This window comes from Leclercia sp. S52, from assembly GCF_039727615.1.
In the GTDB taxonomy this organism is placed as follows: domain Bacteria; phylum Pseudomonadota; class Gammaproteobacteria; order Enterobacterales; family Enterobacteriaceae; genus Enterobacter; species Enterobacter adecarboxylatus_B.
This window is the reverse complement of record NZ_CP152474.1, coordinates 2,313,453-2,327,454: the sequence shown is the minus strand read 5'-3', so window position 1 is coordinate 2,327,454 and position 14,002 is coordinate 2,313,453. Positions and strand designations below refer to the sequence as shown.

The following is a 14,002-nucleotide window of genomic DNA, read 5'->3' as shown; positions in this document are numbered from 1 at the left end:
TGTGATAAAGCAAACACGCATGGCCGTGGCGGTTTCGCTCGCCCTGGCTAACCTGCCGGGGGCCGTTTTCGCCGCAGAAAACGCCGCCGTAAACGAAGATGAACTGGTGGTGACCGCGACCGGTTTTAGCCAGGAACGCCGCGAAGCACCGGCCACCATCTCCGTGGTAAATGAAAAAGAGCTGAACACCCGCTCGAATCAGAACGTTACCGAAGCCCTGCGCGAAATGCCGGGCGTGCTGGTCGGGAACGGTCACGGTAGCCTGGCAACCGGCGATGTGCAGATGCGCGGGATGGACTCCACCTATACCTCGTACATGGTGAACGGTATTAAACAGGCGACCCGCGAATCTCGTCCGTATGGCCACCATATCGGTACCGAAGCAGCTTTTATGCCACCGCTTGCCGCTATCGAGCGGATCGAAGTGATCCGTGGGCCGATGTCCTCCCTGTATGGCTCTGACTCCATCGGCGGCGTGGTCAACGTGATCACCAAAAAGGCCTATAACCTGGAGAAATGGACCGGGGTTCTGGAGGATAACTACTTCCTGCAGGAGAAGAGCGAGTACGGCAATACCAACCAGACCAACGCCTTTGTGATGGGGCCGGTTATTCCGGGCAAGCTCGGGGTAAGCCTGGCCGCGGATTATCTCGATCGCCGCGACGATGACAGCATCAACGATGAGCGTTTTGTGAAGCATCAGTCCGGGAATCTGGATGCGACCATCTCCATGTCGCCGACCGATACCCAACTCTGGGATCTGAATGCCACCAAAGGTAATCAGGAGAAGACCCATAACGATAAGCAGTGGTACTGGGGCTTTGATCGGGATGCAGCATCGCTGTCGCAACATGCCTGGTATGGCGACATCCTGGAGGTGAAGAACTTCGTCAGCTACGAAAAAGCCAAAACCGAGTACCGCGTTCCGGGGATGTCTTCGCAGTTTATTACCCAGAAAAACTACGAAGCTAACAGCGCCAACACCTTTACCCTCGGCGATCACAAGCTGACCCTGGGCGTGAACTTTACCCGCAACGAGCTGGATGATGAGTTCGGCATTAAGGATAAGGAAGCGCCGGGCGTCACGCCGGTGAGTGAAATTACGCGTGACGGCTGGGCGGTGTTTGCCGAAGATGCCTGGATGATCGTGCCGGACTTCACCCTGACCACCTCGGCGCGTCTGGATCATGACAGCTATTTCGGTTATCACGTCACGCCTAAGCTTTACGGCAACTGGACCATCGATGAGAACTGGGCGCTGAAGGGCGGTGTTTCTGCAGGCTATAAAAAGCCGGATCTGCGCCAGAATAACCAGGGCTTCACCAGCGTGTACGGCGCTTATCCTTACTCTGAAATCGGCATCGGTAATGACGACCTGAAGCCGGAGGAGAGCGTCAACACCGAGCTGGGCATCTACTGGCAGCAGGACGCGCTGGCGCTGGATGCAACCCTTTTCTACACCAAATTCAAGAACAAAATCAGCGACCATCTCATTTGTACCGCGTCGGACACGCAGACGTGTACCTACAACGGTTATGTCGCCGATACCGTCTTCCAGTACGCTAACGTCAGCGATGCGGAGATCTACGGCCTGGAGCTGAACGGCGACTGGCAGGTCACGTCCTCCCTGAGAGCCAACGCCAACTATACGTATACGCACAGCGAACAGCAGAGCGGGGAGTATAAAGGGTATGCGCTGAGCGATTTCCCGGAAAGCATGGCCAACGTCTCCCTGACCTGGAACGCGGTGAATGATCTGGAGTTGTGGACTAAAGCCAGCTGGCGCAGCAGTTCGCCGGACATTGGCAAATCCAGCGAAACGGAAGCCTACGCCCTGGTCGACCTGGGCGCGCGCTATCATCTGAACAAGAGCATTACGCTGATGACCGGTATCTATAACCTGTTCGATGCCAATCCGATCTACCGCACCTCATACAACCAGTCGTCGATGCTGGAAGGGCGCCGCTATAACTTCGGTGCCCGCATCGAGTTCTGATCCCTCTGCCGGGGCCTGCGGGCTCCGGTCTCTCCGGCTGGTTAAAACCTTCAACATGTGATACTTAAACTGGGATACAACAAACCAGGATAAGAAAAGATGTCGCAGAACAAAATTGCCCACAAAGTACAAAACCTCCAGTCATCGGCGATCAGAGAATTATTAAAACACAGCAAGATGGAAGGGGTGATTTCACTCGGCGGGGGCATTCCCAACCCGGATCTGTTCGATCGTGAAGGGCTGGAGCTGGCTATGGAGAAGGTGCTCTCCAGCACCTGGAAAGAGGCGTTTCAGTACGGTCTGAGCGAGGGCAGCCCGGAGCTGCGTGGGGCCATCTGCCAGCTGCTGAGCGGCAGGGGGATCCGCTGCGGCGTGGACGACGTGGTTGTCACCTCCGGCTCCCAGCAGTCGCTGGATATTCTGGCGCGGGCGCTGATTAACCCGGGCGACATTGTCGTCGTCGAAAGACCAACCTATCTCGCTGCACTGCAGGTTCTGCAGTTAGCGGAGGCTAACCTGATGTCGGTGGGTACCGACGGCGAAGGGATGATCATCGACGAGCTGGAAGCGCTGGTTAAGACCACGCGAGTCAAAGCTGTCTATATCGTGCCAACGTTCGGCAACCCTGGCGGCGTGACCCTGGCAGAGCAGCGCCGCAAGCAACTGGTGGAATTATCCCAGCGCTACGATTTCGTCATCATCGAGGACGATCCCTATGGCGAAATCAACTTCACCGACAAAACCTTCACGCCACTCAAAGCCTGGGCGGACGAGATGGGCTGCGGCGATAACGTCATTTATACCTCCACCTTCTCAAAAATCCTCGCGCCGGGCGCAAGGGTTGGCTGGTTAGTGCTGCCGGAGTGGATAAAACGTCAGGTAGTGATCCTCAAACAGGCCACCGACCTGCACACCAGCTCGTTATCACAGTCGCTGACGTATCACTACCTGGAGAGCGGCCGCCTGGCCGGGCAAATCGACCTGATCCGCGAAGCCTATAAGCACAAGTGCCAGATTTTGTGCCAGCACGTGGAAAGCGAACTGAGCGATCATCTGACCTTCCACAAGCCAATGGGCGGCATGTTCCTGTGGGCCAAATTTAAATACGAGATGAACACCACGGAGTGGCTGAAAAAGACGCTGAACAACGGCGTGGTCTATGTGCCAGGGGGAGTTCTTCTACTGCAACGAGCCGGATCACGCCACGCTGCGCATGTCTTACGTCAGCGTTACGGATGAGAATCTGAAAGAGGCGGTAGCGCGGTTAAAAGCTTCGCTGTAAGTACCCGGAACGGGTGGCACAAGCCACCCGTTTTTAAGTCATCAGCTACGAATAAATTCCAGTAAATCTTTGTTGATGGTATCAGGGTGCGTGGTGTGCATCCCGTGAGGATACCCCGGATAGACTTTCAGCGTGCTGTTGCTGAGAAGTTCATCCTGGAGCAGGCTGGCGTTCTTATAAGGCACCACCTGATCGTCATCCCCCTGCAAAATAAGCACCGGAAGGGTGATCGCTTTCAGATCGGCGGTCTGGTCCGTTTCTGAAAACGCCTTAATGCCTTCATAGTGCGCCTTCGCGCTGCCAATCATCCCTTGTCGCCACCAGTTCTGGATCGTGCCCTGCGAGATTTCTGCCCCGTCACGGTTAAAGCCGTAGAACGGCCCCGTTGCCACGTCGAGATAGAACTGCGCCCGGTTTGCCGCCAGCGCCTGGCGGAATCCATCAAACACTTCGATCGGCGTCCCGCCCGGATTGTCCGGCGTTTTCACCATCAACGGCGGTACGGCGCTGATCAGAACGGCTTTCGCCACGCGACCCTGCGGTTGTCCGTATTGCGCCACGTAACGCGCCACCTGGCCACCGCCGGTGGAGTGACCGACATGCACCACATTGTGCAGATCCAGATGCTCAACAATGGCGTCGACATCGGCGGCGTAATGGTCCATATCATGCCCGTCGCTGACCTGATCGGAGCGGCCATGACCACGACGATCCGAGGCGATGACGCGGAAGCCTTGCGCTAAAAAGAACAGTAGCTGGTTATCCCAGTCATCGGCGCTTAATGGCCAGCCGTGGTGGAAGAAGATAGGTTGTGCATCTTTGGGACCCCAATCTTTATAGAAGATACTGACATTATCTTTTGTGGTGACAAATGACATGGTAGACCTCTCGGGGAGTGAAAGAACCTGAGTGAAATAAGTGAATAACCGGGTGGAGACGTACAGCCGCTAAGAAGTCTAGTTGAGATAATTAACGGCTGCCTGCGTTTTACGCAGCCGGCTCAGGCTAAACAGCATCGACGCGACGGAGGCTGCGACGGCAACCCACAGGGCAATATGGACCGCCTGCTCATTGAACGTCTGGCCGGTTGCAGTCGACATGACGGAAAGCAGGATCCCCACCACGGCGGCACCCAGGCATTGCCCAAACGTCCGCGCGATGGACAAGACCCCGGAGCCATAGCTGGCGTACTCCCGCGGGACATTAGCCAGCATCTCCCGGTTATTGGGGCTCTGAAAACAGCCAAATCCAATGCCGCACACCAGACTACGCAGGCAAATATCCCACATCGCAGGCGTGGCGGGCAGCATCGCCAACAGGATCAGTCCCGCGACAAATATAGCCAACCCAATGGTGGAGATCAGCGGCGCAGAAAACGTATCGGCCCAACGGCCCGCATGGGGCGCAATCAGCACAATGCCAATCGGCCAGGGGATAAACAGCAGCGCGGAGACGACAGGGCTATAGCCATACACGCTCTGAAACAGGAAAGGCAACGCAATAAAGGTGATGCCCTGGCTGATAAAAGAGGCCAGCGAGGTTAAAGCTGCGAGGGTAAACCGCCCGTTTTTGAAAATGGCGGGCGGCAGCAACGGTGCCTGGACGCGGCGAATATGCCAGATAAACGCCATTGTGCTGACCATTGCGAGCAGTCCCCAACTGACGGCCGCGATATGGCTGGCAGTCTGATGACTGGAAAAGCTATTCGCCGCCACGATCGTTGCACCTAACAGCGTCGCCGACAGCAGCGCCCCGGGTATGTCGAACGTAGTATGGCCGGACGTTAATTTCCCGGGCAATGCCTTACCTGCCAGCACCAGCGCGAGCGTTCCCGGGAACATATTAATGGCAAACAGCCATTGCCAGCTAAGGGTGTCGAGGATGGTGCCGCCCAGTACGGGGGCAATAGCCGTACTGGAAGCAATCAGCAGGGCATGCAGACCCAGAACGCGGCCAAGCAGACGTCCCGGAAAGACGGAACGCAGGATTGCCGGGGCAATACTCAATGTGGCCGCGCCGCCGATCCCTTGCAGGATGCGCATTGCGATAAGCATTTCCGATGTTGTTGCCAGCGCACAGCCAAGGGATGTCAGGATAAACGTAGCGAGACCCGTCAGAAAAATGGGGCGCGTTCCGTAGCGGGCCGCAAGCGAGGCGAAAATAAGCAACGTCATGGCCGCGGAAAGCAGATAACCGTTGGCAAACCAGACGGCGATACTCGCGGGTACCCGCATCGCTTGCGCCATCGAGGGCAGAGCAATGTTGATCATTGTGCCATCGAATACCCCCATCAGCGTGGTGATCATGACTGCGATCATAACCCGGGCGCGCTCCGGACCTGGCAGCCCTTCATCACCGGGTTGGTTTGAGAATAGCGTGTTCATCCTGACTCCTGGGAATGGTGTTTTGATGAAGAAACTATAATCCTGGGGTATACAGGGCGGAAGGCGCATCGTATACACTTAATCATTGCACCGAACGCCTTATCTGATTTGCCCGGAGATTCATCATGTCCGATCCTGATTTCAACTTGCTTGTCGCGCTCGACATCCTGCTGGCAGAGGCCAGCGTTGCAGGGGCCGCGCGACGCCTGAACCTGAGCACATCCGCCATGAGCCGTACGCTCAGCAGGCTACGGGAGGTGACCGGCGATCCGATTCTGGTGCGGGCAGGGCGCAACATGGTGCTGACACCCTGGGCTGAAGCGTCCCGGGACCGCGCCCGGAACGCAGTGCATGAGGCGAGGGCGGTGCTGCAACCCTCACTGGAGACACTCAGGGTCGAAAATCTGGCGCGGCTTTTTACCATCAGAGCCAATGATGGTTTTGTCGTCGCGTTCGGTCCGGCACTGATCGCCGCCGTGGCTGAGGCGGCCCCTGAGGTGTGTATTCGTTTTGCACCGAAGCCTGAAAAAACGTCACGCTATCTGCGTGAGGGCCTGGTTGATCTTGAGATTGGCGTGCAGAGCAATATGGGCCCTGAAATTCGACTTCAACGGCTCTTCCAGGACCGGTTTGTGGGTGCGGTTCGCAAAACGCATCCGCTGGCGTCGTTACCGACAATCGGCCTGAACGATTATGTCGCCTGGGGCCATGTGGTTGCGGCGCCTGACGGATCCTTGCACGGCTTTGTGGATGATGCGCTGGCAGAGTCCGGGCTGAAACGTAAGGTGGCCAGCGTGGTACCCGGCTTTCCGACAGCGTTATCCGTGGCGCTGGCATCCGATCTTATCGCCATGGTGCCAGCGCTCTATTTGATCAATCAGCAAATGACAGAGCAACTGCATGTTTTTGAACTGCCGTTTAAAACCCGGACCATAACGGTGTCGCAGATGTGGCATCCCAGAATGGAAAAGGATCCTGGCCATCGCTGGCTGAGGGAGAAGATTGGTGCGGTGTGTCGGACGGCAGGTCATTAAAACTGCGCTCCGAATCGCAAACATTCGATTCGGAGCGCCAGACATTAAACGTGCAGTTCAGCGACGACCTCAGCAACGCTTTTCACGCTGCGAATGCTGCCGATGCCCGTGCCGAGGGAGATATAGCCCTCGTCAGTATTGCCCTCAAGCATCCCCAGACGCAGACCGCGTAATCCGCCCATCACCTTCGCCAGCTCCTCATTGCTGGCACCCGATTTATCCAGTGCTACCAGCTTGTCGGCCAGCTTGCCCGGCAACGAACGGTAGTAATCGGGAAGGGTGCGGAAAAGGCGCATATCCAGCCCGTTAGCGGCGATAATTTTGTCTTTCACGGATTGTGGTACTCGGCTTTCAAGCGTGCTGATAAATACCGAACCAGCAAATACACCCTGTGCGCCCAAAGCATGTGCGGCTCTGGCGGTTCGGCTATCGGTAATTCCGCCGGCGGCCAGTACGGGGGCATTTTTCACCGCGTCGACGATCAGCGGCACGATGGAGAAAGTGCCTAATGCGACGCCGGGCAAGGTGCCACCTTCATCAAATCCCGTCGCCACAATAATATCGGCCCCGGCGGCTTCCGCGTCCCGGGTGTTTTGCGGGGAAGGGTTGATATCCCGGTAGATGATTTTGATGCCTGCGGTTTTCAGCTCATCAAACAGGGCAGGGATGAGTGAACCTTCACCGTAGCCGGTATAAACGACAGCATGCACAGCCTCCTCTTTAATGACCTTAACAATGGAAGGTGTCCAGATATCGTTTTCTGCCGTTGGGATGAGGTTTACACCGAAGGGTTTCTCGGTGAGCATTTTGGTTTTGCGGATTTCTTTGCGCATTTTCTCGGCGGTTGCTTCCGGCGTTGAGACCGCCGTTTCGGCCGTTAATCCAGCGTTTGGCCCGAGTACGCCCAGACCACCGGCATTACTGACGGCCGCCACAAGGCGGGCATCGGTCAGCCATGACAGCGGCCCCTGAATGACGTTTTTTTCAATCCCCAGAATGTGACTAACATTTTGATTTTGCATGAGAGATTTCCTTTAACTAAGACGGTTCTAACCGAAGTAGCGTTAGTCTAATCTCTGATTTTGTTCTGAAAAACAGCGAATATGCTTCATCACTTTTACAAAATTAGTAACAATGGACGCGTCATTCACTACGGCAGAAGTGTGCGCCATGCAAATCAACGTTTACGAACTCATGCGGATCTTTATTGAGATCGTTGAGTCAGGCAGTTTTTCCCAGACATCAGAAAACCTGCAGATCCACCGGCCCGCAGTGACCCGGGCCATCAAACAGCTGGAGCAGCACACCGGTGTACGCTTGCTGCATCGCACGACCCGGCGAATTAGCCTGACGCCCGAAGGCGAAGAGTTTTACCGCAGCAGTAAGCCATTGCTCGAACAAACCGATAATTTATTAGGTTCTTTCGTCGCAGGCCGTTCATTGTGTGGCCAGCTTCGGGTGGATATGCCCGTGTCGATTGCCGCTTTGCTGGTTGTACCGAGGTTGCCGGATTTCTATCGCCACTATCCCGGGATTGAAGTGGTGCTCAGTAGCTCCGATCGGCGCAAAGATATGCTGCGTGATGGCCTGGACTGCATTGTGCGCGTCGGTCCGCTGGAAGAAAGTGATTATGTGGCTCGCTCGCTGGGTAAGATTAAACTGGTCACCTGCGCCAGCCCGGCATACCTGGCGGAGTATGGCGTACCAGAAACGCTGGACGACCTGCAGAATCACCAGGGGGGTGAACTGGTTTAACATTAACAGCCGACAAATTATGCCGTGGGTGTTTCAGTCACCGTCAGGCATTGAGGAACTTCATCTGCCGGGAAAACTGGTGCTGGATAACTCAGAAGCCTATATTGCGGCGGGTCTGGCCGGGCTGGGGTTGTTGCAGGGCATGGATTTCTTTTTACGTCCGTATATCAATGATGGGCGTCTGGAAGAGGTGCTGCCAGGCAATCCGGTTCCGGCGCGACAGTTGTCGGTGCTTTATCCGCATCGGCATATTTCTCCTAAGGTGCGCGTCTTTACACAGTGGCTGGAGACGGTGCTAAAGGCTTATACATGACATCGGGGCAGGGTGGAGACGTTATAAACGTGGGTAGCACGTTGAAAGACGCATCCCATTTATCTTATGTTGAATGTCATTCAACAACGCGCATGGCCCACTGACGATGAAAGTGATACTTGTTCGACACGCGGAAACAGAGTGGAATGTGCGAGGAATTATTCAGGGGCACTGTGATAGTGCGTTGACCCATCGAGGTTTGCGCGAAACATCGGCCTTACTGGCAGCGCTTGATGCAAGTGATTACCGCGTGGATTGTGTTTACGCATCTCCGCTTGGGCGTGCATGGCAAATGGGCCAGCGCCTGGCTGAGCGCTTTCGCTGTCCATTGACGGCGGAACCTGCTCTTAAAGAGCAGGCATTTGGCCAGTATGAAGGAATGTCATCACAACTGCTGATACGAAACCATCCAAACGATGCAAATGCATTATTCGAGCTTGATGCCGAGTATTGTCCACCTGGTGGGGAGTCTCTCGCGCATGCTTCTCAGCGGCTTATGCATTTTTTACATAGCCTGGAAGCAACATCACATCATCAAACAGTCTGTATTGTGTCTCACGGGCATGTCAGTCAGGGCGTTCTTGCGATTCTTAAGGAAGGGGTTGTCGACAATTTCCCACGGTATGCTCAACCCAACGCGAGTTACTCCATTTTCGATCTGGTTCATGGGAAGTGCGTCGCAGTCAGATGGGGAATTGCCACACACTTGCTTCAACTTACTTGAGCAACAACAGGAATTGACCGATCGCAGGAGAGGGAAGCCTGTGATATGAATGCGCTGATTGGCCGGCGCATGGATATGGGATAGGACGTTATCGATCCAAATACTGCATTTAACATAATATACATTATGCGCACTATAATTACCGTTACTCAATACTAGTATCTATTTGTGGCTCATTGCATTGATACGTCCAGGCTATAGTTTCAAACCTGTAAGCCCGGCCAACGACTCACTTTTCCTGTGAAGAGTTTTTGTGGCTATACATGACGCCGGGATGTGGCACCGCTTCACTTATTTCAGTTTGAAAGATGTAGACCGCCTTGAAGCCACACGGGCTATCTTGAACATTATGGTAAACCGCTGGCGTTTACAGCGACAAATCAATCATGGCGGCACCTCTCCGAGGTTCCCCTTCCTCCTGACATCAGTAACATATACGCAGGAAGATGTTACTAAAGTTTCATGCCTGAAAGCCGATATATTCCTGGACGATTTCGCACTACTCTACTCGTTAGTACACATTCCAAAGATGCATAGAGGACTATATAAGTGCCAGATTTAAGGAAGGAAGACAGTAATGGACACAACTGAAGTTCTGTCTGAAAAGCTGTATCTTAAGTTGAACCAACACATCAGTGCTTTACTCGACAGTGTGCCTCTCGGCAGCGACGATCCGACCCTGAACAGTGCTCAGACGCAGGCTCACGAAAAACTTCTCGCCATCAAAACCACCATCACCCACGCTATTGATGACCTGCGCCGCAATGCAGAACATAAGACGTTCACAATTGCGTTCTATGGTGAAACCAACGCGGGTAAATCCACACTGATCGAAACGCTGCGGATCCTGCTCAATGAAAACAGTAAGCAGGCGCAGCGCGATAAGTTCATAGCGTTACAACAGCAATCTGGACTCAGTGAAGAAGCATTACTTAAACTGGAAAATCAGATTTCAACGCTTAAGGTGCAATACGAGCTGTCGCAGCGCACTATCGACCTTGCGATTACCCGTTATGACGAACTTCAGCAAAATCAAAGAGTAAAAGAGTCTGATCTGACTGCCCTAATAGCAGATATTAAAACCCGCGCGGGTTTTTTCCAGCGGCTATTAAACCTCTTACGCAAACTTCCCGAAGAGAAAGCACTGCTGCAACTGCAAGCCAACATCCTGACATTGAGCACCGAACGCGAAGCAGAACTCCTGACACTGTATCAATCAAAGCAGGCTGTTGAGGAGCAGCTTAATGCTGAGCACCAGCACCATAACAACGTGCTGAACACCCTGCATTTATTAGCAGATTATGAAGATGGCTGCATCATTGGTGATGGGCGCCCGGACTTCACCCAGGAAACCCAAGCCTATGAGTTTGAACTGAATGGACAGCGTTTCATGCTGCTCGATGTACCGGGTATCGAAGGTGATGAACGTAAGGTCAACACGCAGATCAATAATGCGGTTAAATGTGCCCATGCAGTATTTTATGTGACGGGCAAAGCTGCCCCACCTCAAACAGGTGACGGTGGCCAACAGGGTACGCTCGAGAAGATCAAGGCACAGCTCGGTGACCAGACAGAAGTCTGGACGGTCTACAACAAACGTATCAATAACCCCCGACCTCTGGAAAAACCCGCGTTAGTCAGTATCGATGAGCAAGCTAGTCTGGCCGACCTGGATCGCGTCATGGTTGCGCAACTCGGCGAGCATTACCGACGTAGCGTGACTCTATGCGCTTTACCAGCCTTTTACGCGGTCGCTACGTGTCTGGTTCCTCGTTCTAACGCAGCCACGAGCCGTAAAAAATTTCTTGATGCCCTTCCCCATGATGTTCTGCTGGAAAAAACCGGAATTTTGCAGTTCTGCCAGCTCCTGACTCAGGACCTGGTCACCGACGTTAAGGCCAAGATCCGCCTCTCAAACCTGAATAAGGTGCAGCAGGCATTCGATCATGTCTGTGCTGGGATCAAAGCACTGCAGACTGAAAGCTTTACGCCGTTGACTACAAATCTGGACGAGGAAGCCCAGAGTGCAAAGCATCAGCTCACCATGGCATTCAAATCATTAAATTCACGCCTGCTTAAAACCAGTGAGCAGCGTGTGGGGCTTTTAGAAGATGCAGTGCGTACACGCATCTACAAACGCATTGATACAGACATCAGCAACGATCAATTTCAGACTGAGCTCAAAGAGGTGCTGGAAGAGGAAGCAGCAATCCTTCAAAATCAGTTACCTGTAGCATTAGAGAAACAGGTCGCGCATTTTCAGAAAGATGTCAGCGACATAGTCAAACGGTTCGAAGCGCACGCCGCTGAATTACTGGAAGGCTACGCCAAAATGAGCAGATCACGCATGACCAGTGACTTTGATCTGAAAATCGATATAGATAATGGCATCAGTATCATGGGAATTCTTGGCGGCCTGGCTGGCGCGGTGGCAATGATTTGGAACCCAGTGGCATGGCCTCTGATGGTGCTGGGAGCTGCGGGCATTATCGTTAGCCTCGCCAAAGCTCTCTGGAGTTTCTTCGACAGTGATTATAAAAAAGGTCAACAACGCAAAGCTGCCGACGAAAACATTGAGCAAGCCTGCAATACAATTCGTGATGTTTTTTCCAAAAACCATAAACAAGCCCTTCCCCCACTTCAGGAAACTATTGAGCAGATCAAGATCGCGCTTGAACAGCCCGCCATCCAGGCTCGTTATATCAACCAAAAACTTGATGTTGCCCATCTCGGACTGAAGAAGATGGCCAGCGAGCTCACCCGATAAGGAACAGGATCATGCAATCTACTTTAGAGATCTTTTTAAATCAGAAAACAAACGCTGTGACGTTGCTGGAAAAGCTGCGTACCTTCCTCGAACAGGGTCTGGCTTTGGGTGTCAATATAGATCCTTCCCTGGTAAAAAAACTTGAACTCCAGGTCGGAGATATCGCTGGCGGCAAACTCAAAATAGCCCTTATTGGTGGATTCTCTGAAGGCAAAACATCGATTGCCGCAGCCTGGATGGAACGCCTGGACAGGGCGAGCATGCATATCAGCCAGCAGGAATCCTCTAACGAGGTAAAGGTCTACGAAGTGGATGACAACTTCGTACTGATAGACACCCCCGGATTATTCGGCTTTAAGGAGCAGTTCAACGCTGATCTTAAGGCTATGGAAAAGTATAAAGACATCACCCGGAAATACGTCAGCGAAGCGCATCTGGTGTTGTACGTGATGAACTCGACTAACCCAGTTAAGGACAGTCATAAAGAAGATCTCAACTGGCTGTTCAGAACCCTAGATCTTTTACCTCGTACCATTTTTGTACTAAGCCGTTTCGACGAAGTGGCAGATGTAGAGGACGAATCCAGCTATGCCCTCAACCTTGAGATTAAGCGTAACAACGTTGAGAGCAGATTGCGTGAAGCTATTGGGTTAAATGATACCGAAGCGGCGGCACTGAGTATCGTGGCTGTAGCTGCAAACCCCTTTGATATGGGCACAGACTACTGGTTAGAACGTCTGGAAGAGTTCAAAGCGGCTTCGCACATCGCAACATTACAGCAGGCTACTACCCAGAAAATTCAGGCAAGCGGTGGTCCTGGAGAGATTGTCGAGCAGACCCGCAAAAGCGTGATTCTGGATGTGCTGCATAAAGAATTACCCGTTGCCGTAGAAAATGACTATCGCCTCGGGCAGGAGGTTGAACGTCTGACGGGAGTAAGTAATAACCTGACACGCCAGCTAAATGGAGCTTCCCAGCAAATTGGTGAAGCCAGAAGTGACCTTCGTGAATTTATCTCGCGTTATTTTTCCGGGCTGATCCAGCGTGCCCAGGGCCTGACGTTGGACACATTTGCCGAGTTTTATGAACGTGAAATAGGCAATGAGGGAGTAATGGTGACCACCCGCCTTCAAAATGAATTTGATCGCCAGCTAAGCGGGGTAAGCCAGGAACTAAGCCGCATGCGTTTGAGCTTCAATACGGAAATCTCTCACTTCAACAGTACTGTTGTCAATTTTGGCAAACAAGGTGTCAGCTACGTCATCAAAGGCAATTTTATCAATAACGGCAGTGTACTGGCAGCCCGGGATGGGATTGTGACGGCAGCAAAAACGCTGGGTCTGGATCTGAGTAAGGCACTTAAATTCAAACCCTGGGGGGCTGTCAACCTTGCGAAAAATATCAATGGTGTGCTTGCAATCGCTGGCCTGGTTCTGGAGGCGTACGATACCTACAAGCGTTATGAGCGAGAAGAAACCTTTCGTATGGCGATTAAGGACATTGTTGATAACCTTAATTCTCAGCGAGAAGAGCTGTTGGCGATGATTAACAGCGAGACTTTCCAGGCGAACTTTTTCCCGGATTTTGCTGCTCTGAAAAGGGATGCCGATGAGGTTCATAATGCTATCGCGACCCAGACGCAACTGCGTACAGAATTCAAGCAATGGCGTGAAGCAGGAGAGTTGATTGAGGCCGAATTCGTTCGCATTGATGGTTGAACCGCGGTGAGTTAATAAAGGCCTGCTTA

8 protein-coding genes and 2 pseudogenes are annotated in these 14,002 nt (G+C 53.1%); 7 read left to right on the top strand and 3 right to left on the bottom strand.

Annotation, left to right across the window (positions count from 1 at the left end):
* The first annotated feature begins 1 nt into the window (after position 1).
* Together AAHB66_RS11185 and AAHB66_RS11180 are read left to right on the top strand one after the other, a co-directional pair.
* Complete coding sequence (locus AAHB66_RS11185; RefSeq protein ID WP_347116294.1) at positions 2 to 1,996, top strand: TonB-dependent receptor; 1,995 nt, start codon at positions 2 to 4, stop codon at positions 1,994 to 1,996.
* A gap of 99 nt (positions 1,997 to 2,095) precedes the next feature.
* A pseudogene (locus AAHB66_RS11180) lies at positions 2,096 to 3,278 on the top strand (PLP-dependent aminotransferase family protein).
* A gap of 41 nt (positions 3,279 to 3,319) precedes the next feature.
* On the opposite strand, the gene AAHB66_RS11175 reads toward AAHB66_RS11180, so the two are convergent.
* Positions 3,320 to 4,156, bottom strand: coding sequence for an alpha/beta hydrolase (locus AAHB66_RS11175; protein WP_347116292.1), 837 nt, complete (start codon positions 4,154 to 4,156; stop codon positions 3,320 to 3,322).
* Between the two features lie 78 nt (positions 4,157 to 4,234).
* Positions 4,235 to 5,662 carry an MFS transporter gene (locus AAHB66_RS11170; RefSeq protein WP_347116291.1) on the bottom strand — a complete coding sequence of 476 codons (1,428 nt, stop codon included), beginning with the start codon at positions 5,660 to 5,662 and terminating at the stop codon, positions 4,235 to 4,237.
* Between the two features lie 125 nt (positions 5,663 to 5,787).
* On the opposite strand from AAHB66_RS11170, the gene AAHB66_RS11165 reads away from it, so the two are divergent.
* Positions 5,788 to 6,696, top strand: coding sequence for a LysR family transcriptional regulator (locus AAHB66_RS11165; protein WP_347116289.1), 909 nt, complete (start codon positions 5,788 to 5,790; stop codon positions 6,694 to 6,696).
* A gap of 44 nt (positions 6,697 to 6,740) precedes the next feature.
* Here AAHB66_RS11165 and AAHB66_RS11160 read toward each other — a convergent pair whose 3' ends face one another.
* The gene (locus AAHB66_RS11160; protein ID WP_347116287.1) at positions 6,741 to 7,718 is read right to left on the bottom strand and encodes a nitronate monooxygenase; all 978 of its coding nucleotides are present in this window, start codon (positions 7,716 to 7,718) and stop codon (positions 6,741 to 6,743) included.
* 148 nt (positions 7,719 to 7,866) lie between these two features.
* Between AAHB66_RS11160 and AAHB66_RS11155 the strand changes: the two are divergent.
* The 4 genes and pseudogenes from AAHB66_RS11155 to AAHB66_RS11140 all read left to right on the top strand — a co-directional run bounded on the left by AAHB66_RS11155 (position 7,867) and on the right by AAHB66_RS11140 (position 13,973).
* Positions 7,867 to 8,764, top strand: a pseudogene (locus AAHB66_RS11155) (LysR family transcriptional regulator).
* 106 nt (positions 8,765 to 8,870) lie between these two features.
* Positions 8,871 to 9,488, top strand: a complete 618-nt coding sequence (locus tag AAHB66_RS11150; protein WP_347116285.1) for a histidine phosphatase family protein — start codon at positions 8,871 to 8,873, stop codon at positions 9,486 to 9,488.
* A gap of 577 nt (positions 9,489 to 10,065) precedes the next feature.
* Positions 10,066 to 12,255: an ATP-binding protein gene (locus tag AAHB66_RS11145; RefSeq protein WP_347116284.1), complete on the top strand. Its 2,190-nt coding sequence runs from the start codon at positions 10,066 to 10,068 to the stop codon at positions 12,253 to 12,255.
* An 11-nt stretch (positions 12,256 to 12,266) separates the two neighbouring features.
* Positions 12,267 to 13,973 carry a LeoA/HP0731 family dynamin-like GTPase gene (locus tag AAHB66_RS11140; protein WP_347116282.1) on the top strand — a complete coding sequence of 569 codons (1,707 nt, stop codon included), beginning with the start codon at positions 12,267 to 12,269 and terminating at the stop codon, positions 13,971 to 13,973.
* Positions 13,974 to 14,002 lie beyond the last annotated feature (29 nt).